This window comes from Paenibacillus sp. G34 (assembly GCF_056856875.1).
Map to the genome: position 1 here is coordinate 4092723 of NZ_CM166469.1, position 25146 is coordinate 4117868.

34 protein-coding genes are annotated in these 25146 nt (G+C 41.8%); 7 read left to right on the top strand and 27 right to left on the bottom strand.

The window, feature by feature from the left end; all coding sequences use genetic code 11:
• Window positions 1-46: 46 nt before the first annotated feature.
• From AC1VYS_RS18610 to cysK, 4 genes are all read left to right on the top strand, one after another.
• Window positions 47-1084 (top strand): nucleotide-binding protein, encoded by a 1038-nt coding sequence (locus tag AC1VYS_RS18610; protein WP_482910940.1) that lies wholly within the window; start codon window positions 47-49, stop codon window positions 1082-1084.
• Window positions 1081-1314, top strand: a complete 234-nt coding sequence (locus AC1VYS_RS18615; protein WP_482910941.1) for a hypothetical protein — start codon at window positions 1081-1083, stop codon at window positions 1312-1314. The genes AC1VYS_RS18610 and AC1VYS_RS18615 overlap by 4 nt, the downstream gene beginning before the upstream one ends.
• A 549-nt stretch (window positions 1315-1863) precedes the next feature.
• The gene (locus AC1VYS_RS18620; RefSeq protein WP_482910942.1) at window positions 1864-2250 is read left to right on the top strand and encodes a YhjD family protein; all 387 of its coding nucleotides are present in this window, start codon (window positions 1864-1866) and stop codon (window positions 2248-2250) included.
• A gap of 216 nt (window positions 2251-2466) precedes the next feature.
• A complete protein-coding gene (cysK, locus tag AC1VYS_RS18625; RefSeq protein WP_482910943.1) occupies window positions 2467-3438 on the top strand; it encodes a cysteine synthase A in 972 nt (323 codons plus the stop codon).
• 370 nt (window positions 3439-3808) lie between these two features.
• Here cysK and AC1VYS_RS18630 read toward each other — a convergent pair whose 3' ends face one another.
• Window positions 3809-5773, bottom strand: coding sequence for an ATP-dependent DNA helicase (locus AC1VYS_RS18630; RefSeq protein ID WP_482910944.1), 1965 nt, complete (start codon window positions 5771-5773; stop codon window positions 3809-3811).
• 218 nt (window positions 5774-5991) lie between these two features.
• Between AC1VYS_RS18630 and AC1VYS_RS18635 the strand changes: the two genes are divergently transcribed.
• The gene (locus tag AC1VYS_RS18635) at window positions 5992-7584 is read left to right on the top strand and encodes a catalase (protein WP_482910945.1); all 1593 of its coding nucleotides are present in this window, start codon (window positions 5992-5994) and stop codon (window positions 7582-7584) included.
• Between the two features lie 765 nt (window positions 7585-8349).
• Window positions 8350-9540 (top strand): right-handed parallel beta-helix repeat-containing protein, encoded by a 1191-nt coding sequence (locus tag AC1VYS_RS18640; RefSeq protein ID WP_482915051.1) that lies wholly within the window; start codon window positions 8350-8352, stop codon window positions 9538-9540.
• Between the two features lie 136 nt (window positions 9541-9676).
• Here AC1VYS_RS18640 and AC1VYS_RS18645 read toward each other — a convergent pair whose 3' ends face one another.
• The 18 genes from AC1VYS_RS18645 to AC1VYS_RS18730 all read right to left on the bottom strand — a co-directional run bounded on the left by AC1VYS_RS18645 (window position 9677) and on the right by AC1VYS_RS18730 (window position 19436).
• Window positions 9677-9958 carry a DUF6809 family protein gene (locus tag AC1VYS_RS18645; protein WP_482910946.1) on the bottom strand — a complete coding sequence of 94 codons (282 nt, stop codon included), beginning with the start codon at window positions 9956-9958 and terminating at the stop codon, window positions 9677-9679.
• Between the two features lie 126 nt (window positions 9959-10084).
• The gene (locus AC1VYS_RS18650; RefSeq protein WP_482910947.1) at window positions 10085-10753 is read right to left on the bottom strand and encodes a pentapeptide repeat-containing protein; all 669 of its coding nucleotides are present in this window, start codon (window positions 10751-10753) and stop codon (window positions 10085-10087) included.
• Window positions 10716-11966 carry a WXG100 family type VII secretion target gene (locus AC1VYS_RS18655; protein ID WP_482910948.1) on the bottom strand — a complete coding sequence of 417 codons (1251 nt, stop codon included), beginning with the start codon at window positions 11964-11966 and terminating at the stop codon, window positions 10716-10718. Before AC1VYS_RS18655 ends, AC1VYS_RS18650 begins: the two co-directional genes overlap by 38 nt.
• Before the next feature lie 267 nt (window positions 11967-12233).
• Window positions 12234-12578: a hypothetical protein gene (locus tag AC1VYS_RS18660; protein ID WP_482910949.1), complete on the bottom strand. Its 345-nt coding sequence runs from the start codon at window positions 12576-12578 to the stop codon at window positions 12234-12236.
• 119 nt (window positions 12579-12697) lie between these two features.
• Complete coding sequence (locus AC1VYS_RS18665) at window positions 12698-12958, bottom strand: hypothetical protein (protein ID WP_482910950.1); 261 nt, start codon at window positions 12956-12958, stop codon at window positions 12698-12700.
• Window positions 12959-12987: 29 nt separating this feature from the next.
• A complete protein-coding gene (locus AC1VYS_RS18670; protein WP_482910951.1) occupies window positions 12988-13302 on the bottom strand; it encodes a hypothetical protein in 315 nt (104 codons plus the stop codon).
• A gap of 39 nt (window positions 13303-13341) precedes the next feature.
• On the bottom strand, window positions 13342-13476 hold the full coding sequence (locus AC1VYS_RS18675; RefSeq protein WP_482910952.1) for a hypothetical protein: 135 nt from the start codon (window positions 13474-13476) through the stop codon (window positions 13342-13344).
• A 22-nt stretch (window positions 13477-13498) separates the two neighbouring features.
• Window positions 13499-13756, bottom strand: a complete 258-nt coding sequence (locus tag AC1VYS_RS18680; RefSeq protein WP_482915052.1) for an RNA 2'-phosphotransferase — start codon at window positions 13754-13756, stop codon at window positions 13499-13501.
• 180 nt (window positions 13757-13936) lie between these two features.
• Entirely contained in the window at window positions 13937-14317 is a 381-nt protein-coding gene (gene cdiI, locus AC1VYS_RS18685; protein WP_482910953.1) for a ribonuclease toxin immunity protein CdiI, read from the bottom strand.
• Complete coding sequence (locus AC1VYS_RS18690) at window positions 14314-14598, bottom strand: hypothetical protein (protein WP_482910954.1); 285 nt, start codon at window positions 14596-14598, stop codon at window positions 14314-14316. Before AC1VYS_RS18690 ends, cdiI begins: the two co-directional genes overlap by 4 nt.
• Before the next feature lie 256 nt (window positions 14599-14854).
• On the bottom strand, window positions 14855-15235 hold the full coding sequence (locus AC1VYS_RS18695; RefSeq protein WP_482915053.1) for a hypothetical protein: 381 nt from the start codon (window positions 15233-15235) through the stop codon (window positions 14855-14857).
• Window positions 15236-15328: 93 nt separating this feature from the next.
• On the bottom strand, window positions 15329-15766 hold the full coding sequence (locus AC1VYS_RS18700; RefSeq protein WP_482910955.1) for a hypothetical protein: 438 nt from the start codon (window positions 15764-15766) through the stop codon (window positions 15329-15331).
• A 5-nt stretch (window positions 15767-15771) separates the two neighbouring features.
• Window positions 15772-16257, bottom strand: coding sequence for a hypothetical protein (locus tag AC1VYS_RS18705; RefSeq protein WP_482910956.1), 486 nt, complete (start codon window positions 16255-16257; stop codon window positions 15772-15774).
• Window positions 16258-16332: 75 nt separating this feature from the next.
• Window positions 16333-16800, bottom strand: coding sequence for a DUF6985 domain-containing protein (locus tag AC1VYS_RS18710; RefSeq protein WP_482910957.1), 468 nt, complete (start codon window positions 16798-16800; stop codon window positions 16333-16335).
• 104 nt (window positions 16801-16904) lie between these two features.
• Window positions 16905-17501: a pentapeptide repeat-containing protein gene (locus tag AC1VYS_RS18715; protein WP_482910958.1), complete on the bottom strand. Its 597-nt coding sequence runs from the start codon at window positions 17499-17501 to the stop codon at window positions 16905-16907.
• Window positions 17502-17643: 142 nt separating this feature from the next.
• Entirely contained in the window at window positions 17644-17982 is a 339-nt protein-coding gene (locus tag AC1VYS_RS18720; RefSeq protein WP_482934397.1) for a hypothetical protein, read from the bottom strand.
• 228 nt (window positions 17983-18210) lie between these two features.
• The gene (locus tag AC1VYS_RS18725; RefSeq protein ID WP_482910960.1) at window positions 18211-18540 is read right to left on the bottom strand and encodes a hypothetical protein; all 330 of its coding nucleotides are present in this window, start codon (window positions 18538-18540) and stop codon (window positions 18211-18213) included.
• A 5-nt stretch (window positions 18541-18545) separates the two neighbouring features.
• Window positions 18546-19436 (bottom strand): WXG100 family type VII secretion target, encoded by an 891-nt coding sequence (locus AC1VYS_RS18730; protein WP_482910961.1) that lies wholly within the window; start codon window positions 19434-19436, stop codon window positions 18546-18548.
• A gap of 581 nt (window positions 19437-20017) precedes the next feature.
• On the opposite strand from AC1VYS_RS18730, the gene AC1VYS_RS18735 reads away from it, so the two are divergent.
• Complete coding sequence (locus AC1VYS_RS18735) at window positions 20018-20575, top strand: DUF4879 domain-containing protein (RefSeq protein WP_482910962.1); 558 nt, start codon at window positions 20018-20020, stop codon at window positions 20573-20575.
• A 279-nt stretch (window positions 20576-20854) separates the two neighbouring features.
• On the opposite strand, the gene AC1VYS_RS18740 is transcribed toward AC1VYS_RS18735, so the two are convergent.
• From AC1VYS_RS18740 to AC1VYS_RS18775, 8 genes are all read right to left on the bottom strand, one after another.
• Window positions 20855-21370 (bottom strand): hypothetical protein, encoded by a 516-nt coding sequence (locus tag AC1VYS_RS18740; protein ID WP_482915054.1) that lies wholly within the window; start codon window positions 21368-21370, stop codon window positions 20855-20857.
• 54 nt (window positions 21371-21424) lie between these two features.
• Complete coding sequence (locus tag AC1VYS_RS18745) at window positions 21425-22057, bottom strand: hypothetical protein (protein WP_482934398.1); 633 nt, start codon at window positions 22055-22057, stop codon at window positions 21425-21427.
• Window positions 22058-22107: 50 nt separating this feature from the next.
• Entirely contained in the window at window positions 22108-22479 is a 372-nt protein-coding gene (locus AC1VYS_RS18750) for a DUF7674 family protein (RefSeq protein ID WP_482910964.1), read from the bottom strand.
• Window positions 22480-22512: 33 nt separating this feature from the next.
• Complete coding sequence (locus AC1VYS_RS18755) at window positions 22513-22887, bottom strand: DUF7674 family protein (RefSeq protein WP_482910965.1); 375 nt, start codon at window positions 22885-22887, stop codon at window positions 22513-22515.
• Window positions 22888-22905: 18 nt separating this feature from the next.
• Entirely contained in the window at window positions 22906-23394 is a 489-nt protein-coding gene (locus AC1VYS_RS18760; protein ID WP_482910966.1) for a HEAT repeat domain-containing protein, read from the bottom strand.
• A 35-nt stretch (window positions 23395-23429) separates the two neighbouring features.
• Complete coding sequence (locus AC1VYS_RS18765; RefSeq protein ID WP_482910967.1) at window positions 23430-23855, bottom strand: hypothetical protein; 426 nt, start codon at window positions 23853-23855, stop codon at window positions 23430-23432.
• Window positions 23856-23953: 98 nt separating this feature from the next.
• A complete protein-coding gene (locus tag AC1VYS_RS18770; protein ID WP_482910968.1) occupies window positions 23954-24376 on the bottom strand; it encodes a hypothetical protein in 423 nt (140 codons plus the stop codon).
• A gap of 16 nt (window positions 24377-24392) precedes the next feature.
• Window positions 24393-24899 (bottom strand): SMI1/KNR4 family protein, encoded by a 507-nt coding sequence (locus AC1VYS_RS18775; protein ID WP_482910969.1) that lies wholly within the window; start codon window positions 24897-24899, stop codon window positions 24393-24395.
• Window positions 24900-25146 lie beyond the last annotated feature (247 nt).

Genomic DNA, 25146 nt, shown 5'->3' on the forward strand with positions numbered 1-25146 from the left:
ATAATATAACAATTGAATCCCATTACCGTTTAAGCGAGGCGGATTGATGAAAACGTTAAAGCCAAGAGTCTTTATTGGCTGCTCGCTGGAAGCGAAGCCGATTGCAGCCGCTGTACACGAAAACTTGCGTTTTTCAGCCGAAGTTACCCCGTGGTACTCAGGGGTATTTAATCCAAGTAGCTATACCATGGATGATCTGGAAGCCGAGGTGCGCACAACGGATTTTGCTATTTTCATCTTCCATCCGGATGACATATCCAAAATTCGCGGGAAGTACTACGCATCGGTTCGGGATAATACAATGCTTGAAATGGGTCTATTTATGGGCCGTCTGGGACGAAAGCGTATTTTTTTTATTCTTCCTGAAGATATTACGGACATCAAGGATGTTGCAAAAATCGAAGGACTGCGGATGCCCACCGATCTGCTCGGATTGAATCCGCTGGTATATGAGATTCGTTCTGACGGAAAGTGGGCCCCAGCCGTATCCGTGGCCTGCTCCAAGATCGCAGACAGCATCGAAGAACAAGGACGCTGGAGTGATCCCGAAGCCGAGCGTATTATCGAGAATCATAAACGCTCTGAAGATCAAGCACGCTTACAGTTATTCAAACTGCTGCGCTTCTTTAGGGAATTGCTGCGCACACGCAAAGCAGATGACCAGATGTTAGAACGCATGAGTGATGCACTGCGAAGTGCCTTTGTCTCGTGTCCGCCATTCACCGTCCGCGGCACCGCGATCTATCGTACAGATGGTAATGGTTATATTGAGCAATTATGTGGTAATGTTGGAGAACCGGGCAGAAAATACAACTTGTCCGCGAATGATGACAAGCCGCCAGATGATCCTAAACGTATTCTCGTTGTCGATTCATATCAAGAAAACAAAATCAAAGTAAATCTGTACGACGATTACCTTGAGAAAGAGTATCTGCTATGCTATCCTGTAGCCAAGAGGTATGTAATTACCGTTCACATTATTGGTCATATTGAAGCGGATGAGGCGGTATTTCAGCACATTGACTTGCAAAATCGTCAACTGTTTAACGCCATCAACGATCTGTTAGGAGGCGAACCGGAATGAGACCGGAAATGAAAAAAATAAGCAAGCGCTGGGGCAGCGAAAAGAAAGTTCGCCTTAGTTCTGCGCCTGATTCATCACGACCGGTTCCGGAATCCAAGGAAGAAGACCGTTTCCACAAACCGGCCGTACCGCTCACTACAATAGGCCCATCACTAAAGGGCAAAGAGCGGCCTTACAAGGTCATTCTAGAAAAAGAGGCGTACTACGAGAAACCTCAATATCTTGCTTAACTTTGGCAACAAACCCACTGAATTTTAGCTTCAATAGAGGACTATACTTTCACAATAATTTCAACCGATTTTTTACTCGATTTCTACGTTTGATGCATACACATTCTCTTCATACTACCGCTGTAACGGTAGCATGTTACCAGGCCCGCCGCCTACGGCTGGGCTTTTTGCTTGTTTTTTACTAATTACTAAATCTTTATTACATTTGAAACAATGGATTTTGACCAAGTAGCCTACTGCATCTGACCTTAGGTTCCCTGCAAAACCCATAAATTATACCTAAATTTTGGTTGAAGCTTGTCCTTTTTTACTCATACATACAAATTCCTGAAGCTTACGTTTAGACTTTAGCCCTCAAACCTTAAACTTTAAACTCCGCCATATGCCGCTAATAAAGCAGGATGCCAGTATCATCACCCATACTCTAAATTCAACCTCCCATTATTTCCCGGTTGTATAACGTATCTCTATTGCATATATTGATTATAATATAGGAACACATGTTCTGTAAACATAAAATTCCAATTATAGCCTAAGGAAGTGAATCGCATGACATCCTCTTCTACTTCCGCCCCCACCCCTTCCGATGAAGATCACCGCCTGATCAAAGGCATGGTCGTGCGCACGCTTTTACTGGATGTACTTGAACGGGATATTCGAACGCTGGATACGCTGCTCCTGAAAATGCCTGAGGTCTATATTTTGTCCCTCACTCGCATTCAGAATGAGGTTCTTAAGGAAATGCTGGAGCTGCGCAAACAGATGAGGAAACGCGGCGTGAAAGTTCTGGAGGAAACGCGGGGAAAGGATGGCATTGAAACCGTTTATTTATGCAGGGGGTATATGCAACAGTTCTATATGCTCTGGACATTTGCACGCAATGAGGTCAAAAAAGAGCTGAGTCTCCATCTGAAGATGGATCTGACACAAACTTGAATACGATTGGTTTTCGGGGTATGAGGCGCGATTGGTTCCCAAGCTTGCAGATGAAAGAAGCAAGGCTCTGGCGAGACTCCATATTTCAAGCAAGTGACTGCTGAGCAGGTTGACCATTGCGTGCTCTGTCATTAAGATGGAGGAGACATATCCCACCATTCCAATCCGGGAAACGGATACGTCCTCAATGTCTCTTCAATCAAGGAGCTGTACTTTATGGATATAAGATCAAATTCGCAATTACCTTCACTTTCAAAAAATACAAAGCCACATCCGCTCGTAGCCGCAGATGTGACGGAACTGATCGGCCAGACCCCTGCGGTTCGGCTCAGCCGTCTTACAGGCAGTGACTCTGCTGACGTGTTCGTCAAGCTGGAGTATTTCAATCCAAGCGGCAGCGTCAAGGATCGTGCCGCCTACAACCTGATCGCTCAGGCTGAACGAGATGGATTGCTGCAACCTGGGGCAACCATTATCGAACCGACCAGCGGTAATACCGGGATTGGGCTTGCGATGAATGCTGCCGCCAAAGGATACAAAGCGATCCTCATCATGCCGGACAATATGTCCAAGGAACGTATCAACATTTTGAAGGCTTACGGTGCAGAGGTTGTACTTACGCCTGCTGCGGAGCGGATGCCTGGGGCTATTCGTAAAGCGAAGGAACTTCATGCCGATCTGCCGGGCAGCTTCATTCCGCAGCAATTTGAGAATCAGGCGAATCCGGATATTCACCGGATTACTACCGCGCCCGAGATTATGCAGCAGATGGATGGCAGGCTAGACGCCTTCATCGCAACAGCCGGAACCGGCGGCACGATCACCGGAACGGGCGAAGAGCTGCGCAAGCAGCTTCCGGACCTCCGTATCTATGCGGTGGAGCCGCAAGGTTCCCCGGTGCTGTCCGGCGGCGAGCCCGGGCCGCACAAACTCGTCGGTACAAGTCCGGGTTTCATCCCGGACATCTTGAATACCGACGTATGGGATGCCATCATCCAGGTGTCCGATGAGGACGCACTGGATACGATGCGGCAGCTTGCTGCCCGGGAAGGGCTGTTGCTTGGCCCTTCCTCTGGCGCTTCGGTGTGGGCCGCCCTTCGCATCGCGAAGGAACTGGGGCCGGGGCACCGCGTGCTCTGCATTGCGCCGGATACCGGGGAACGGTATCTGAGCATGGATATTTTTTAACAAGGCCAAAGGTAATGGATTCATTACACGACAATGTCTAAACAACAAGCTCTACGGTTCATATCACATAATAAAACCGAGAACCAAATGAATAACCGATAGATAATCAAAATAAATAAAGCCCCTGCTCACCTCGGATCATGTATCCAAGAGAACAGGAGCTTATTTTTATTTTCGCAACACAAAAGTAATCACGCAGAGCGCAGGTATCAGACATAAGACATGAGTCATACAGCGGAAACATAAATCACAAAATATGAATGAGAAAATATCAATCATAAAGTTCAATCGCAAAACATGAACCATCTTGTCGTACTGCATCCATGCTGCACCTACATATTCGTTTAACGCTTAGAAACGTGGTTACGGATTAATGGGCCAAAGTTGTCCATTCCACACCTTCCGGGAGCAGCGCCGCAATGCGGTCTTTAGCTTCCTTTTGGGTATAAATCGACTCATCCAGAATCGCGGCCGAACCGGAATCACTGCTTGTCCGAATCAAACGTCCAAGACCCTGCTTCACCCGCAGCAGCATATACGGCAGATCGATCTCTTCATATGGTGAAGCCGATGCATTCCGTTTGGCATTGAATACCGGGTCCTGCGGTGGGTACGGAAGCGACCAGATTATCACGTTGGACAGCGAAGGCCCCGGAACATCCAGTCCCTCCCACAGATTGACGGAGCAGAGCACACTCTCCTCATCCTGCTGGAACGCAGCGATCAGATCACTGATCTCCCGATCTCCTTCATACATAAAGCGCAAGCCCTGCGCCTCTGGTACATGCACGATATCCTGCTTGAACGCAAGCAACTCCTCCATCGTACGGAACAGAATCAGTGCACGACCGCCGCTCTCCTGAAGCAAAGCCGCCGCATCACGCAAACGGTTCTTGTTCTCTGCTTGACCTGGAACAGCCTGTTCAGCAATTTTCATCTGCATTTTATCTGCGTAATCATACGGAGAAGCGACGGAGAACGATACAAAATCGTCAATCCCCAGACTATCCGCCACATAGCGGAATGAGTTGTCCACGGACAGCGTAGCGGATGAAAAGACAATCGGAATGCCAGTGTTGAACACACGCTCGTTCAGTATTTCTTTTACCGTACGCGGCATGATCGACAACGTGGTCTCTTCCTCGCTCTCTTCCGCCCAACAGATGTAACCATCCTCCTTGCGGAACAAAGACAATGCCGTCTGAATCATATCGAGATGTTCTTCCACGACACGCATCTGGTACCCGTCCAGCGAGAATAATCCACTCTCGAATACCAGCTCTTCGCCAATCGCATCCAATACATTCGTCAAACGTTCAATCTCACGCAGCAATGGTGCTTCCACCCGAACTTCTTTCCGTTCCGAACCGGGAATGGCCACCGTATACGTATCGAGCAGACGGAACAAACGCTCACTGCTTTCAATCGCCTCATCTACTCGCTCCGCAAGAGATTCACGAATCTCGCCTTCGAGCAGACGTGTGACCAGTTCCTCGAAGATGCGGTGTTTCAGCTTGTAACTGAGAGCATTCAATGCCGCTTCTTCCAGCAAATGGCCTTCATCAAATACAACCGAGCTGTGATCCGGCAATAAAGGCAGTTGTCCTTCGCGTTTGCGCGCTTCATAGGTCCACACATGCTCCATGTAGTAATCATGGGAACAGATGATGATGTCTTTGGAACGACGGTAATGATCACGCGACAGCGTCAGGCCGCAGCGTTGTCTTTTTGGACACACGAAACAATCCTGAAACGGATCCCAGTTGATCTTGTTCCACTGGCGGTCGTTCAGATGCGGATACTGTTTGCGGTCACCATACGGATGAAAAGCCTGAAGCGTTCCCGGCGTGTTCACAAATTCCGGCAGGCTCTCGTACACTTCTTCAATCACTGGCGCATCATCATCCGCGAATCGTACCGCACTCAGCTTGTTCAGACAGACGTATTGATCTGGCGACTTGCCCAGACGTGCATCCACTTGCAAATCCAGATGTTCAGCGAGCTTCGCAATATCTCCGCCCGGCTTCACCAGCTGTTCAATCAAAGACTCATCGGCACAGGCAATCACCGCCGGTTTGCCCGTATAACGTGCATAACAAACCGCGTAGAGCAGATAAACGAGTGTTTTACCTGTTCCTACGCCAGCCTCGGCCATAATCGTCTTTTTATCTCCATAGGCCCGCTCGAGCTGGTACGCCATAAAAATCTGTTCGTCCCGTACCTCGAAGCCGGACTCTGGCAAAATATCATAAAACACATCGGCAACCCACTCTCCCAGACGGGATACAAAAGGTTCAGCCGGATCATACGCAAAAGGGTAACGTTGTGTAGACAATCCTGGGTCAACCTCCATTCTTAGACGCGGTCCTCTTTCATTCATTTTCCGTTCAAAAAAGGCCGCAGGGCAAAAGTTAATTATCGCATGTGATAGATCAGGAGACAAGCTTTTTTTCACTTGGTTAACGGAGAAACCTAGATAGGGCTATGTATAGATGTTGTCCACAGGGAAAATATATACAGGAATCCAACTTTAGGAAAGGGGTATACCGTTCTATGGATAAACATTCTTCACCATCCGGCCATTCCTCAGACCCATCCAACGAAACGTTGACGGATCGGCAGGGCCATCCGATTACCGACAATCAGAACGTAAGAACCGTAGGTAGCCGCGGACCAACCACACTGGAGAACTATCACTTTCTCGAAAAAATTACACACTTCGACCGCGAGCGTATCCCGGAACGGGTCGTGCATGCCCGCGGGGCTGGCGCTCATGGCGTATTTGAAGCATATGGAACGGCGGGAAATGAACCCGTATCGAAGTACACAAGGGCACGTCTGTTTCAAGAAAAAGGCAAACAAACGCCCGTGTTCGTACGCTTCTCGACCGTCATCCATGGCGGGCATTCCCCGGAGACGCTGCGGGACCCGCGCGGATTTGCCGTTAAATTTTATACCGAAGACGGCAACTGGGATCTGGTCGGCAATAATTTGAAAATCTTTTTCATCCGTGACCCGCTCAAATTCCCGGATATGGTGCACGCCTTCAAACCCGATCCACTGACTAACGCACAGGATATGGAGCGGTTTTTCGATTTTGTCTCCCTCAGTCCCGAAGCGACACATATGGTGACCTTTCTCTTCTCTCCATGGGGCATTCCGGCGAATTATCGTCAGATGCAGGGGTCAGGCGTAAATACATACAAATGGGTGAACCAGGACGGCAAAGGTGTGCTGATCAAATACCACTGGGAACCGTTGAAACAAGGCATCCGCAACCTGCTGCAAAAGGACGCCAGTGAAATTCAAGGCCAGAACTTCAACCACGCCACGCTCGATCTGTATCATGCGATTGAACAGGGCGACTATCCCGAATGGGAGCTGTGCGTTCAGGTGATGGAGGATGGCGAGCATCCGGAACTGGATTTTGACCCGCTGGACCCGACCAAGCTGTGGCCGCAGGATCAGTTTCCGTTTCTGCCTGTAGATAAAATGACGTTGAATCGCAATCCCGAGGATTATTTTAATGAAGTGGAACAAGCCGCATTCGGGACGGGTGTGCTGGTGGACGGGCTTGATTTCTCGGATGACAAGCTGCTGCAAGGACGCACCTTCTCCTATTCGGATACCCAGCGTCACCGGGTGGGTGCGAACTATCTGCAACTGCCCGTGAATGCGCCGAAGAACCGGGTAGCCACCAATCAAAGCGGCGGGCAAATGCAGTACAAAGTCGACCGGGCGCCGGGTCAGAATCCACATGTGAATTACGAGCCTTCTTCGCTTGGAGGACTAACGGAAGCTCAGCCCCGTGGCAAGGAGCATGAACCGCTGGTGGAAGGCCATCTGGTGCGGGAGAAAATTGAGCGTACGAATGATTTTGGACAAGCCGGGGATACGTACCGGGCGTTCGAGAACTGGGAGCGGGATGAGTTAATCAACAACATGGTCGGCGCACTGGCCCAATGCAAACCGGATATCCGGGAGCGCATGATCTCTCATTTTACCCAAGCGGATGCGGATTACGGAAGACGTGTGGCAGAAGGACTGGCTGCTGTATCCACAGACGATAGTGAAACAGTACAACCGAAGCATGATCCGAGCGTTGAGCAGGCTGCAAAGCGTAGTCGCGAGACGGATGGATATTAATAGGCGCTAGATTAGCTGGACGAGTATTGTCCATAACTGGATGAGTATTGTCAGCATAAAAAGTTAGATGAATTATCGCCCCGTGAGTCTGGATGCCTGTATTGGCAGCCGCTTATGGGGCTTTTTATTTGGTGGCAGCTGTTGATTTGGAGAAAAATGAAGTTTAAAGCGGTAAATTCGGGATAAGTCTCGTGTGATCAGCTCGGGAAAAACAGGCATATTCACGTTCATTTCGGACGATGGTTCGTTAAAAAAAGCCGATCAGCCAATGATCGGATTACATTTCCATTGTGGATGGGACAGGATTCGGAGCGCTTATGCCTGTCCTGCCAGTCCTAAACGCAACCTGATCAAATGATTATTGATGATAACGTTTACAACATTTACCATGAAGCTGTGTCCGAGTGGATACCTTTTAGGCAGTAGGGCGGGTAGGACGAAGCAAGTATCGTATCATATGCTGCTCTTATTGAAGTCAGGCTCTGCTCTGTTTTTCTTTGTTCTGCGCTGTTTTGTTTGTTCAGTCCATACTCGGTTCCAGCCAACGCTTTTATTTTATTCCAATTAACCAAGGAGGCTTGCATCATGAAATTATTCCCTTCCACATCTACTCATGCATCTGCACGATCCCAGCGTTCCCTGAAATCCAAAATGACCAACATCTGTCTCAGTGCTGCGTTCCCACTATTATTGTTAAGCGGTGGTTCGGTCGGTGCCGCAGAACTTCTGGAAGACGGGGTTCCTAATACCTCAGCGTCAGAGTCCATGGTAAATAGTTCCGATATTACGCTTGCCGCAGGTGATTTGTACGTGTCCCCTAACGGCTCTGCCAGCAATCCGGGAACGATCAATAGTCCAACGTCGCTGGCTAATGCTCTGACCCAGATCGCCCCAGGCAAAACAATCTATCTGCGCGGCGGAACCTACAGCTTTTCACAAACGATTACGATTGAACGCGGCAACAGCGGTACCTCTTCACAACGTAAAAATCTGGTCGCCTACGGATCGGAAAAACCTGTCTTTGATTTCTCGGCTCAAGCCTTCGCTTCCACGAATCGGGGATTGCAAATGTTCGGAGATTATTGGTTTGTAAAAGGACTTGAAGTCAAAGGAGCCGGAGATAACGGTATCTTCATCAGCGGCAGCTACAACCGTCTGGAGCAGATCGAAGCCCACCATAACCGGGATACCGGCATTCAGATGGGACGTTATGCTTCAACGGCTGCCAAAAGTGAATGGCCTTCCTATAACGAAGTCATTCGTTCCTACTCCCACAACAACTACGACCCGGATGACGGCGAGGATGCAGACGGTTTTGCCGCCAAGCTTACCGTAGGTCCAGGGAACGTCTTTGACGGCTGTATTGCCGCTTATAACGTGGACGATGGCTGGGATCTCTATAGTAAAACGGAAACAGGTGCCATCGGTGCGGTCACGATCCGCAACAGCATCGCATACGGCAACGGCGCAACTGCTGACGGAACGTCCACTTCGAACAGCGATGGTAACGGCTTCAAGCTGGGTGGCGAGAAGATTGCCGTAAATCACATTGTCGAGAACAACATTGCGTTTAATAACAAAAAACATGGCTTTACCTATAACAGCAATCCAGGTTCGATTCAGATGACCAACAATACTTCATGGAACAATGGACAAAGCAACTTTGCTTTTGACAAAGGTACTCACATCTTCACCAACAACCTGTCCTTCCAGGGCGGCGCCAGCGACAAAACCAGCGGAACCGATGTCAGCAGCACCAACGTCTGGTGGAAAAACAAAAAAAGCGTTAACGACAAAGGCCTGCTCGCCAGCGCAGCCGACTTTGTCTCCCTCGTTCCTTCGGTAACCCGTGCCGCAGACGGTACGCCTGTATTGGGTAACTTCCTGAAGCTTGCAGGTGGCAGTGATCTGATTGGATCGGGAACGCCAGCAGGGAAGAATATTGGTGCGCGGTAGGTTTGGGGTGGTAAGATAAAAGAATAATTTATAAAGCAAAGTCCCCTCCCCCATGCCAGCGTGATTGGTGGTAATGGAGAAGGGGATTTTTAATATTGCTGTGTATTGTCTGCTGGCTCATAAGGTAGATAGATACTCACGGTTTGGCTAAAACCTCAATCATCAGTCTGCCACCTGTGCGAAAACCCTGCTCAAACGCCGCTTCCACATATCTGGATGTGGACTGTCCGATCAAGTCGATCAGCTGCTCCAAGGCATCGTATTCTGTGTCCGGGAGCTTTGTTTTGTAGTTTTGCATGATATCCGATATTTGGCTGTTAATTTCGTAATACTCAGCCTGTTCAGGATGAATCGACTCGTCTAACCGTAGGTTCCCGTGAAACAAATCTTCGATCAGGTTTGACATATTATCCTTCATGGTAAGGTCACCTCAGGAAAATTATAGTTCATGGGATGAGGTGAAGTGGGAATTTAGCGGGAAATGCGCTAGTATTTTTTCATTGAGTCAAAGTTAAAGTTAAACTATGTCCCAAACACCAAACATCTATTCCTTACTCAAACTTTTATCCTGCAACCATTTTATAGCTTCATCACCCAATAGGATATTTGGTTCTTCTAATGTCCCGATATTAATGCTTTTTATAAAAGCTTCTTCTATTCCTTGAAGTCCTGTTAATGTAGCTCCTTGCAGTAAAGTTTCTCTAAACGAGGCCGAGCTGATATCTACATGATTCATATTAGCATTGCGAAGATCTGTAAGATATAAAGAGCTAGAAATTAGCATTGCATTTGTTAGATTCGTATTAATAAAAACGGACTCAGAAAGATCAGCTTTGGCGAACCTTGCACCTTGAGCATCTGCATCTGTAAAATTTGCATAAGATAAATCTGCCTTATAAAAGTCAGCATTTACTAAGTTGCTTTTAGTAAAGCTCGACGAACATAACAACGATGATGACATGTCTATATGTTCCAGACTCATTCCATCAAAAGCGCATTCGGTCAAATAGGCTTGATCCAATGGATATCCTGAAAGATCTATATGACGAAAATCTATTTCATCTAGGCCTAATTTTTCACCTTTCTCTCCGAGAGTTTCAATCCACACTCGATGTGAATTTAATTGCTCTATCAGTTTTTGTTGGTTAGTTAATTTCATTGCTGCACCACCTTTATTATGGATACCAAATAACTCGTTCTTTAACCCCGGCATCTTCTACCGCCTTTTTAAGCTGTTTAACGTGTTCAGGAACTAGCTCTCGTACATCAATAACAACATTATATCCACGATCGAATTCCTCGTTTATTTTATCCATAGATTTTATAATTCTGAATGCGCCCTTTCGCGGTGAAGTATGACCGTGAGGATAAGACTCAAAACTCTTCACGTCCCATTTTTGGCCAGTAGTAGTATCAATAAATTCAGCGCCTTTATTCTCTTGTGGGTCACGTATGATCTTTCCTAATTTACCTTTTTGCTCTAAATCTAGTCCTATCTCTCTTTCTTTCAAACCTTGATCTCTGATTTCCCAACCATGCGAGGGGTCACTCGCCAAATCATCCAATTCCTTTTGAGTTCTACCTCCTGTATACTTTCCATCCTTATCATAAAGATCAGACACACTTGATTGTCCCTTGCTATTAGGCTCCTTTTTTTGCTGGTTTCCTTTCCTCGCTTCAGCCGCTTCCACATTCTTTTTAATCTTCATCACAGCCGGATCAGAAGCAGGTAAGCGAAACGGCCCTTTGCGACCCGGGATACTTCCGCGAACCATCTGAAAAGCCATAAATATCTGGCTGAACTTCAGGGAAGTCAGCATCATCTGAGCATACTTATCGGATACAGGCTCACCTGTAAAAGGATGGATTCGATTTTCAAAAGCTTTAATCTGCAACGCATTAATATCTTCCCCAGGATCTTCCACATGGCCTGCTGCTTGCATCCGATTGATATCCAAATGTCCCTGATCCTTCTCATAAGCCTGCAAAGATGCCTGATCGGGAACACCGTTCTCGTTTACAGGCATCCACATCAGCCTACCATAGACATCGACTTGTGCCATCCGGTAGCCTTTGTCCTCTGAACCCGTATCACTTATTGAGCTCTTCATCATCAATACCGCACCAACAGCACCAATAACACTGCCCAGACTGCCCTTCTCCGCATCAGCATTCTCAAATCGCGTCGCGATATCCTTTAACTCCTTCGAAGTATATACCATACTCTCCAGCGCTTTCTGCAGTACGGGGCGTGACCTTGTAAAATCATCATAAAAACGCTCCTGCGTCACACCCATCCACATGGCCTGAAGAAACATGATTTGTCTGGAGAGATTATCTTGGATATGTTCCAATTCCTGCCTCGCCTGATCCACCTGACTGGATACGCGATGTAACTGCTCAGGTGATACTTTAATCGTACTCATCCATGCTCACCGCTCATCTAATATAGGATAAAATCTATGTTAGCAGAAGTTTAATGGTAATTTAATCCGTCCAACCTCCTTATTTGCTACGTAAACCTACTATCCTAATACTGTGTTTCAATACTACAGTCCTATACCCTAATTCCACTTCCATTCTTCTAAATGCAACAGATAAAACGATGTGATTCCCTAATTTTCTGTAACAACCTCAATAGTCACTTATAACTTATCATACGACTTGAAATCAAGGCCTGTTCCACATAATAATTAAGACACCATAAAATCTTCTATTGGGGCTATCTTTCCATTATCATCATCAATATAAATGCCACGCGGAAAATTCTCTTGGGACAATATTTGTTTCATCAATTTTTCATTCTTATACGTCATCATTATAAATTGAGGGTTTGAAAAAGGAATTCGTTTTATATCAACTTCTTCATAATCATTAATGATGTCTTCTGAACTTTCATAAAAAACATGATCGTCACCGTAATCTACAACAAATCTATTCTCAGCAAGATTAGTAGTTTTATTTTGACCGTAATGTTTCAGATTACGAATATGGTTAAGATTAAAGTCTTCATTGCCAATAAGAATTATCCATTGCACGAAGCATTCTCCCTTTTTAAATAGTTTAAGAAATCCCCTTCTCTAATACCGTTCATTAATGGCTGTTATGGGAAAGGGATTTTAAAGATTCGACAGGAGTGAGTTGAATGGTTAACCCCTTAAACATCACCATTAGCCAAGTGAGCTGCTACTGCTTTATCTAAGCTCATTGCCTTTTCGAGATTATCATCAACAAGTATCAGTAAAGGGCCTTCTAACACATGATCTTCTGAGGTTCTAACTTCAAATGTGGCCGCCCAATAGTTGGGAGAGGATTTAGAAACCTCAACACTAATTAGTATCAATTTGTAGTTTTCATTTGTATCTTTACTTACATATTGGAGTGCTAATCTTTCAGCTTGTTCTCTTGATAGTTTCATTATCTGATCCCCTCAAAGTTATTCCAAGACTAAAGGTCTTTAATGTCGGTCGGTTCTTTTTCCAAAAAACTAGTATACCATTCATTTAAAGGGAAATGAGCCACATTTGTTATATCTAATGAGAGCGGTTTAATCGAAAATGAGCCACCTCTTTCAATAACTTTAATTAAAAGTTCGTAAATATTTAAGTATTTATGGACAACTGGTAATTCATCTGCATACTTAGCTAGCTGTAAGTAATACTCCAATATTCTTTGTACATACACATTTTTGTTTAAAAACTTTATTGCTTCTGGACTACAATACATTGAAATCTCTATTTCATCCTCAACGTCACCCAGCAATTTTGCTATATTCGTAAAAGCTGGTGGTAGGGGTTTTAGCTATTCCTCTTTAAAAAACACAGCTAATCTTCTTAAAAACTCATAACCTAATTTAGAATCTTCATCAGCCACAATGGTTCCGATCTTATCCCAATGTATATTATTTATTTTTACTTTTGCTCTCTCAAGATACACTTCGTTCACCTCATTCGTAAGCCTATTCTGCAGAAATATATTGAGGTGGAACATAATCTGACAACCAAACTAAATTGTTGCCTTGGTAAAATTTCACCCCGTCATGTGAAGCATTACCTGCCTGAATTTTTAATAGTATTGGATTTGAATCCTTGCGTTTTCCTACCATACTGGCTGTAGTAGTATCAACCGACATATGAACGTACTGTCTTGCCATTGGTTTAAGCCCCTCATTCATAATACGTTCAAATAAATGCCTGGATGTTCCATGAAAAAGGATTCACCCACCCTTCATGATCTATCTCAAGTCATATTCACAAGGTGCATGTCGTAATGCATACGAAATTTCTTTGCTTAATTTTGATATGTCCAGATTTAATCCTCTTTCACCTTCGTACAACCTTATGTTCCCTTCTGGTAACGTTAATGGTCTTATATATTACGTTTCACAATCAAAAAGTTAAGAATGTAAACCCAATCTTTTTTTCACCAGATCTAATAACTTATATATCTCCTGTTTACCTTCTGGATGCTCCTCCACGTATTTCTCACTGTAAATCAACAAATATTTATAAAATTCATCATGCTCCATGACTGCCATTACATCTTCATCGTATGCTGCAGGTTCTCCGATAAAACATACTTTCTGATCACCAATGTACTCTTCTTCTTCTGGCGAATGATAGGATGAAAATTGTACCTCCAGTGGACCTGAACCATACCCATGTCTTTCGTGATCTCCAAAGTATGTTAAAGCTCTTGGAAAATCAATAATCCAGAAATAAGATTCAACTAATTGATCTATTTCGGCTTTCGTTGTCAGTGTTCTTCCATCGTTCATCCGAACAGAACCTCCGAAATCTCAGTACTTTTTTTATTGATCCAACCTACAGCTAATTCCGCGTCTTCTTTCAAAATAACACCTTTCTGGCTTTTATATTGAAAGTTCTCTTTTGCCCATAACAATAGTATCTTTACGTATTCTACCGTCTCAATTTCACATGTACTGTCCTCTTCATCATCTTCAGCAAAGATATCTTCAAAAGTTGTAAAAGACTTGTCTGATTTTATTAAATTGACGTTCCCTCCACCTTCGTATAACGGTATTTTCCCTTTCAGCAATTCGATTAGTTTTCCGATATATTCCTTTGTTGTGGCGAATTATCCAAAAATATCTGATCCCCAAGAATTAGTAATTAGATAACCGTTCTTTAAAGATGAATCAATGCCTAAGTCCAGGATAACTTCGTTGAAATCTTCTTTATATTCAATGGCATACCTATATTTAAACATGTTCGTATCTCCTATAAGTATGAATTCATTATTTCGTCCCGGATATTCCCAATCCAATCATCTTCTTATTTCAAAGAGTCTCCGTCTATATAATGGCTTTAAAAGGAGCATGACCTGTTTCAGTATTCCTTAATAAACTCGGTTTTCTAAAGCGCAAACTGGTTTCCAGCTTGAAGATTGCGATATCTCCGTCCATTTCTACAAAAGATACATTAATCCATATCGGAGCTTTCGGAAAAAGCCCTCCTAAAACCCCAACAACATCTTTTAACCCTAGTTTTTTATCGCCAATATTCTCTGTGGATAACACAAGGCGTCTCATCATTTCATCGCCACCATCTAACATTTTCCCCTGTTCCTCAACGGGCTCGATGACAAACTTAACGATATTGGTCGAAATGTTTGTAGTCTTCCTTATCGTATCAACTGCTTTAGATAAATTAGTCGAAAAAATTTCCTCATTCATTTGAGTAATCAACATATCTCCTCCTATTCGAACTTCAAACCATTGATAAAGTCTTTTATAGGGTCACTATCTGAAATGATATCTGGACATGCATTACTTATTTTCAAAATCTTTAACTTGCTCAATCTTTTGTGTAAATTCACAAGCCTTTCGAAAATCTTCTTTCATGTAAAGTTCGATTAAGGTATTTGCCTCTTCTTCCCAATCGGGACCATATTGTAAAAGGTAATCTGTAAACCTTTCATAATGGGAACGGTCAGATGGATTCAACCAAATCAATCTTTGATACATCTTCATTACACAAGGAATCGGCAGAAAGAAATGAGTAAGTTCGTAATGGATTGCTTCCAATAAATGATCCGAGTTGTTCGTATGATCTATTTCAGATATCAATTGATGGTATAAAAAGTCTACCGTCTCCCTCGTTGTTTTTAATTCAGTCTGATCTAATGTCGACCAATTCTGGTCAATCCATTGATGCAGTGTTTCCACTGTTTTTTGTAAAGTCAAAGCCATCATCCTTTTACTCATTAGTCTTAGTCTCTAGGATTCTGATAGCACCAGTCTGGATCATATGATGCGGATTTCAGTTTTTGCATGTCCTCCCGGGTGTATAGCCAATCATTGTCTGCTATCCAGAAATAATCATCAGGATTCAGTTTGAGATATTCATAAATAAAATGAATTATTAACTCTTGATTACCATAGATATCTTCAATATGCCCGACTTGGCATAAGGTTTCGCTAAGATCTAAACCTAAATCTTCGTGAGCATAAAATTCAGTACTCGGGCTACTTATGCTGTGAATATGGAAAATCAATGAGGCTTCATTGTCACCTGTAGGTGACTTACGGTTAATGTTAAGCGTTGTATATAAAAATTCTCCTTCATTGGTATACGTTTTGTTGTTATAGAAATAAAGAGCAGCGTCCGAATGAAAAGCAGCAACAATCGTATCAGCCAAGAGCTGATCTGGAGAATATTTATCTTTTTGCGTTAAAATAACAGCTGAAGTGCCCATGAGATTGAAATCCCCTCCTGATTATGTTCCACGGACGACCTAATCTTTTGTAGTTGTTCGCAAGCTTGAGCAAAATTAAATTACGATATCCTGATACCCAACCTCAATCACTTCTTCATCCAATAAACGAAGTCCCACTCCATTTTCCTTATCCCATGAGCAATTAAATAGTACTCCAATATCTCGGCCTTCCTTTATATCTCCATAGGGAACCACAATTCCATCTAACTCAATCATCTCCAGAATTTGGTCCGTTGTTTCAACTAAGGGATAGTTCTCATGAAAAGCAATATCATAACCCAGTTCATATCGCTTTTGTTGATAATATTCTAAGAGTTTTTGTAAGAAATTTTGCTGCAAATCATTCCAATTTTTCATTAATGCCTGATATGCCAGGTACTGTTCTTCATCAAATATACCGTCCTCATCTCCATCAATCATGAGTGATATTTTGTTTTCATTTTCAAAAAATTGAATAGTCATGTCCTTAGTCCAAACATAATCATGTTCGAGCTCGCCGAAAACTGAATCATTCATTTTCATTATAAGATCTTCCTCAATTCTATGTTCAGCAAGATTAGTAGATTTGTTCTCGCCGTAATGTTGTATTGTAGCATCCCCTTGTTTGATATAAAAAACAACAATAGTTAGGGTTCACACTTTTCTAAAAACCATTCCCTAGCTTTTTCTTTTTCTAACAGCACTGGTTTTTCCAGCGTGCCAATATTTATACTCCGAAAAAAAGCTTCTTCTATACCTTTAATACGTTTTAGTGTTACTCCGTTTAACAACGTTTCATCAAATGACGATACACTTATATCCACATTCTCTAGTCTTGCATTTCTAAAATCCGTTAGATAGAAAGATGCATTAATCAGATTACAATCTACTACATATGTGTTACTGAATGTTGCCTCCCAACAATCACCTTTACTAAATCTACTATTTCTAATGATGCAGTTGGAAAAATCCGTATACCTGAGATCTGATTTATAAAAATCACATTGATCTAAAGATGCAATGATAAAAGTTGATGAGGCTAATAATGATGAATGAAAATCAACATTTTCCAGTTTGGGATCAAAAGTGCAATCTATTAAATAGGATTGTTCAAGTAATACATCAGATAAGTCAAATACTCTTAAATCAACTTCATCTAACTTTAACTGCTCACCTTCATCACCAATTGTCTCGACCCACTTTTTATGCAAAGCAAACATATTAATAATATCTTTTCCTTCCATTTTACACTCCTCAGGGAAACCATAATATTCTATCTGCTATTCCTTCTTTATCAATTGCTTTCTTCAGTTGTTCAATATGCTAAGGCCTACTTGGATATGAAAACTTTTCACGTCTCACTCTATGCCTGTAAGGGTTGAAATTTCACTCATTTATTACTGCCTTTGTTGCTAATATCCCACATAGTTCGTCGTTAGAAATAAAATAGATAATTCCTCTATCTGATATACCCAATTCAATATGGGTTACTTCTTTTAGCCAGATTGCAAAGCCACCTTCAAAAACTTGAACGAATGGACTTTCATATATATGGTCTGTAACTTCAAAATGCGGAGTACCCATAATACTTTGTCCCACATTGTGAAGTAAAGGACCCTGAACTGTCTTGGGATAAATGAATTCAATTTCTCCAAGAGCCCCTTCATTATGCAACCAAATACCTCCGCCACCTTCAATTTGAATTGGAATACAATCATCTGACATATGTTCTGTCAATATATTATATGTTTTACAGATGGTGTATAAGAAGATTCCGTATAAAATCCTGAATCTGACTGCTTTACATTTTTTATTTTTAACACAGTAAGTACTCCTTCCTAATCTTTGAATCTACCATGTTGAACTCCTACAATTTCTTGAATAACTGATACAGCATCGGTTAGCTTCACAACAAAGGAACCCTAAAGGTTGGTCTTTAGGGCTGTCTTTAACCTATGATTGATAATACAACTCTGAATACGTCCTATACCAATCAGGACGGTTCGCTTTAATCATAGACAACGCTTCATTCAATGTAATTCCTCTTAAATTTGATAATTTTTCATAATCAATTCGTTGATTAGTCAGCCATATGTGTGCTATAGACTCTCCACAACTTGCCGCTATCATATCGTCGTAGTTACTGTCGTTTGATACCTTGATTAGAATATCAATCGTGTCGTCGTCCTGAAAATGATTTCCCAGTTCAATAACGGCATCATCCTTATCTGCATCACTTGTTAATGGGTCTAACAAAATTTCCAATAAACTTTCTTTATCCATTCATATCACTTCCCAAGCGGAATATGTGTACCTACACTTCGTCCCCCTTTTTCACCAGTAAAAGGATTGATGTAAGTACCTTTATCATCTAGTCTAGCATCAAAACGGGGTTGATTGCTTCCTGCTCCCAAACCTTTTGCCCAGCCCCTGAGGTTTGTGGTGTTATTGGAGATGCTGCCAGTATCTTTAACTAGAGAATCAGCCATTCCTTTAATATTACTGCCTTTCCTCACTTCAGCCGCTGCCACATTCTTTTTAATCTTCGCCGCAGCCGGATCAGAAGCAGACACATGAAACGGCCCTTTGCGACCCGGCATACTTCCGCGAACCATCTGGAAAGCCATAATTATTTGGCTGAATTTCAGAGAAGTCAGCATTATTTGAGCATACTTATCGGATACAGGCTCGCCCGTGAAGGGATTAATTCGATTTTCAAAAGCTTTAATCTGCAACGCATTAATATCTTCCCCAGGATCTTCCACATGGCCTGCTGCTTGCATCCGATTGATATCCAAATGTCCCTGATCCTTCTCGTAAGCCTGCAAAGATGCCTGATCGGGAACACCATTTTCGTTTACAGGCATCCACATCAGCCTACCATAGACATCGACTTGTGCCATCCGGTAGCCTTTGTCCTCTGAACCCGTATCACTTATTGAACTCTTCATCATCAATGCAGCACCAACAGCACCAATAACACTGCCCAGACTGCCCTTCTTCGCGTCTGCATTCTCAAAGCGTGTCGCAATATCCTTTAACTCCTTCGAAGTGTATACCATACTATCCAGCGCTTTCTGCAGTACGGGGCGTGACCGCTCAAAATCATCATAAAAACGCTCCTGTGCACACCCATCCACATGGCTTGAAGGAACATCATCTGCTTGGATATGCTCCAATTGCTGCCTCGCCTAATCCACCTGACTGGATACGTGTTGTAACTGCTCAGGTGTTACTTTGATTGTACTCATCCGTTTTCACCGCTTATTTTATGTAGGATATATCTATGTTAACAGAAGTTTAATGGCAATTTCATCCAGCTAACTTCCTGTTTTTGATACATTATCCTGCATCAGATTTAATTACAATCGTGCTCAAGTCTTATAACTTTTTCTTTCTACTATGAAAACAATCTATCTAACATTTTGTGTAATTTGTGAATATACTTGACTACCTTCAATAACAAGAAGTACTATATGATTATACATATGGAATATATTTCAATTTAAACAATAATTTTGTAATCTAAAATCAATGATCAGGCTTTACTTCATATATCACTCCAAACTTGCTAGAGCACTCTAGCCTGCAATTTTCTTCCCTCTTCGTGTATCAACAGAAACAGTAAATATGGGAAGGATCATTCTCATAACGAAAGGAGGATACGTAGGTTTCCATCTGCAAGTTCATTTTTGTTACGTAAATACATGTATCTTTATCTGCTAGTCTATTCATAACAAGAAAGGTGGAATTGATCTCTATGAAAAAATTGTTTAGCTTGGCTCTTATTCTTGTTTTAGTCTGCTCGTTTAATGTAGCTGTTTTTGCAGAGTCTCAGACGGCTCAACCCAAACCTTTAACGAAAGAAGAAGTTATGAATTCAAAAGCATTCCGTGAAGCTGTAGAGGCAGCCAAGGCTGAATTCAAAGCGCAAAAAGACAATGGGGGCCCCATTTTGCATGCACCTGCGCCAAAAGTATCTCACATTAATGTGTACGCTGTTGTTTCTCCTAATGGCGGTCAAGAAATTTACGGCTTCAATAGCAACCCGTTCTCCACTGCCAATGATCACGGTGGGAATTGGATTCAGTGTATTACGTTCCAGATTGGTTACGATAGCTCTCACTTCGGTACACTCGCAGGCAATAAAATGACAAACAATTGGTCTGAACCTATAGATCTGGACGGTGATCGTGTTATAGATGCCTTTGCTCATTCTTGGCTATATGAGGCACCTAGTACGGGTGGGCAGTTCGTAGGAACCGTCTATTCCATTAATATTCCAACACAGTGGACCGCTTGGATTAATGTTCGTTAAGTTCTAAAGTCGAACATACAAAGGCTTAAACTTCTATTGTTATGTAACTATGCCTAAGTACGGTGATGTGGCGTCTCTTTCTTCTTTTAACAATTGAATTAGGACATTATTATTAAAACAATTTTTGAAGATGCTTTCACAAATTTAAGATTACGCAGCACAAAGCATCATCAAAATAAAAAAAGCTGTACCCCGTAAAGAGACATTTTTAAAACGTCTACTTTACAGGGTACAGTTTACTTCACCTCATCAATTGAGATTCTGGCATTGTTCTTCCGATTAATATTCCATTTCAATTTCTTCCCAGTCACCCTGACTCTTTTTCTCGTACGTAATATAACCTTCAGTTGAATACCTACTTTTCAGTATCTTGCTGGCGTCTGACTTACTCCAATTCTTCTTAACATCCATCTCATCTTGTAGAAATAGTACAAATAGAGAACTGAACTCATCGTTATTCGATAAATAAAAACCTAATAATTCGTTATATTTAGAGCTAAAAAACAAACGTATATTCTCTACTCGGAGTTTTATACTTTCCTTCGATTCAACCAGTCTTTCATAACTCGCAAATAAATTAAAATCATCCAAATCGTCTATTCTATTCACTGAAATTAACGGATTCATGCCTCTTATATACAAGCCTATGACATGACCATCATCTTTCTCAAGAAACAGGACTTGATCTAATCTCTCATGATCGTCTTGATCATGTACATAAATAATATGTGAGATTTCTTTCTGCTCAAAATAATAATCAAACTTTTTTATAAAAGAGTTTATATAGTTATTCATCGTCATCTCACTCTCCATCATATCTCATTCAGTTTGTACACTTCTGTTTCATAATCACTTCATTTCTTGGGATATGCCCTCTGCAATATCAATCATATAGACCTTATGCATGTCTAATCTTTCGGTAGTGATAAGTTTGTATATTCCAGGTTGTTCTGTAGGTTCTAGGACAGTCCACTGCCAATCAGATCCTGGCCCCGTCGTGTTGGCTGCGATCTCTTTCGCGTCCAGAGCTAGCGGGATCGTTTTTTGATCAGCTTGATTAGAGACCTCTTTCACAATTAAATTCACCTGATTATTTCGCTGGGACATGTTGATTATCTCAAGATTGTACTCGTACTTCTCATCCGATGTGCGGCTGAAAGGATCACTGTCCACCTGCTCTGGTCTCACCGTATGTTCTAAAGCGTTTATAAAAGCTGGAGTACAGAAAATTAATATAAAGATAAATACGACTCCGTAGATCATAGTACTTATACTTAACGGAGAATTCCATTTCCTTATTAAAACGACTATTGAAATCATATTAATCATAAGCGATGGTATACCACAGAGAAGCATGATCGGCATACCGACCAAATCGAGTGATCTTTGAAAATTGGATGTAGCAGCAACTAGAAACCAAATAAATGCAACTAGATTAACGAGAACGGTAGCACCCCAAATCCATTTCATCCAACTCGACACACACTCACCTCCAAATTCAGCAGACTTCCATCCTTTTCTTTCGCTTCACTCTATGAAAAATGCTTTCCTGTATGTAAATCTTCTATTTCTACTGAGAGCCTTTTAGTATGGGGCCCCATATATTGATTCGCTTTATGTAAAACATCACCATCCCCTCCAAGGTTGTACATTATAGTTGTAGATAGCACTTGTACAATGTAAAGGCTCGAGTGTAATGCCACCCATTCAAAAAAACGGAAGAACTTTTCAATTTGTTCAATGTCCCTATGTTCCTGAAGCAATCTTTCCACATGAGTAGACACTTCATCTCCAAAGAATACATGTCCTAGAAACTCTTGATTAAACTCCATATGCTCAATATATCGATCATTAAATTCCGGAAACAGTTTTAGAAATTGACTTATTAAGATATCTTTCTCCATCCATCATTCTCCTTACTTATACATTTTGTCTCATCAGGTAGTATCATTCCTTCCAATCCATAACTCTACTTCATCCGATAATTGTCTGGTTCGTTCACCCATATATTTTTGAGCTTCTTTAAATATAGTGATGCCATCACCAATTCTTGTTAAAATGGTTGTGGTTAAAACTTGTCTACTATAGAGATCCGCTTCGTTCGCTATTTCCTCGAAAAACGCAAAATATTTAACAGCCTTACTGTTGAATGCTTCCAACTTCAATTCATTAATTACTTCACTAGTGACATGATCGCCGAAAAAAACATGGGCTAGCTCCTCATTGTATTCAGAGATATGCTCTTGATAGGCCGCTTCAAACTCGGGGAACACTTCTAAAAACAAACTAGATATTTCACTTTTGTGTATCATCTTATTTTCTCCTCTAAGTTACTTCTTTAACAAAGCCAACGCCTCATCAAACATCTCATTTGTACTTAAAGCTTTGCACTGCAATATAACATTCATGCAAATCCGCTTTTGCTGCTCGCTTAATTTGTCCGCTGCATTTTCAAATAATAGAAATGACTGCATCCTTACTTCCAGACTGGCGTCTCCAATCAATGCTACAATGATCTCGATATAAGGCTCATAATGCATTTCTTCCAGTGCGTATAACAAAGTGCCCCTGCTCCTTCTCAACTGAGCATTAGAAAGAGCATCAATTAGCGGATAAACCGCTCTATTGTCTCCGATATCTTTCAGTGCAATCGCCACTTCATTTCTGACAAGAGTATTTTGAGTTTTGGTCAATATTCCAATGAGAAACGCAACTGAAGATTGATCTCTTTTTTCTCCAAGTTCAGCAATCAGAGTCATCGCTTCCTGGAACCTCTCTTCAGCTAATAATTTCTGGATCGCAGTGTTTATTAGATACAACCTCCCTTATAAAAAATTGGATGAATAGAATCGATTTATAGGATTTTAATCGTCTCCCCCCAATGATGGTCTATATAAAATGTAATATTAGATTTAATATGTACCTTTTTCCAATCCTTTTTGTCCATTTGGAAGGTCTCTATACCAAAAACAGGAGATACAACATGAATATAAAATCGCCCTTCATTTTCCTCCTTTTTAGTAATCACGCCTGTCAGAGGATCTTTTGTCGATTCTTTATTAATTGAAACGATGTATAAATATTTCCCCTCGTTAAGATATCGAAAAGTGATCTCATCTCCTTCTTTTAATTTGTTGCATGATGGACTTTCAAATGTTTCTGTCTTCGTTTTGTTGTGTCCTTTTGACGGATTCCCAACAGTTACCCTACATGATGAATCATCCTGTAGTTCAACTGAAACAATGTGCGTAGTTGATTCTACCCGCGTAAGGTCATTCATTGAATATCAAACCCAACAAAGTATCGCAATGATCACAAACATACCGATGAGTAATGCTTTTTTCAAAAGATCACCTTCCCCAATTATGAAACTTCAACTTATTTAAACCTTTCTAGATCATGATAAGGATTAGAAATATGCTTTCCAACCTCAGCAACAGTTTCTTCAATTTCCCTTCGAATCATTGGCTCCATATTCTTGTTTGTATGTAAAAACTGTTCAATCTTATTAAAGGATTGACTTAAACCAAGGTTAACTACGATAGAAAGTAATATATCTACATCTTCATACGAATCTACGTTCCATAATACCTTTACAACGTTATCCACCTCGTTTCTTGTATCTTGTTCCAGAAGCTCATACGTACAAACCTGTCGAGCTGTTAACTCGGTTAAAAGTAACAAAAATTCATTTTTATCGAGACTTCCATGTCTGAACTCTTGCAGAACACTTCTGAATAATGACAATAACATTCCTGCATCTACTCGATCAGGTAACATTTTGATATCCATAACGTTCATCCGTTCACTCCAATCTTCACCAGGTCCAATACTTGGAGCCATTTGTACTTATAAAACGGTATAACCATGTCTCAAAGTTACAGCCCAAACTCTTAAAATCTTCAAATGATGAAGTGCTGTTTCCTGCGAACATATAGTTTTTCTCCCCGTTAGAGTAGGCGTTACAATCTATCATTATCGTATCATCCGATATATAAGCTATTTCCAAATAACCCCTGCGACTGTTCACGTTAGCATACAGATACTTTACTTGATCTAGTGGAAAGAGCCTTTTTTCTCCCCCATAGATCTCATGATTAAATAAACTACAGCCATTAGAGAATTTCAGAAAATCAAGATAATCCAACGGTATGTTCTGTTCTGTAGATGCTTCAAACCGATCGATCTCGCCATCACCTACTGGTTGACCAAATGTACAACTATATCGTTCTACATTACCTTCACGATCTTGTAAGTACAGATAACCACTAGACAATTCCAACTTTTTCTTCAGTCCGTTCATTGTATTTTGGACTAATGACAATATAACCACTCCCCTCGTGTGTAATGTCTCTGGAGGCAGCATCCCTATAACAAAATCATTCCCAAAAAATATAAAGATGGTCGAAATATAAGTATCGTCATTTCCCTTAATTTAGGTAATAGTTAATTAGTCCTTACTTTAGAGACTTTTTTCCTTTTGAAGGATATAAAAATTAAAAAAGCCGCCAGATGGCGACCCTTTGATGCAATAAAACAGCTTGTTATTCTCTTGCATTCCTAATAAGCTG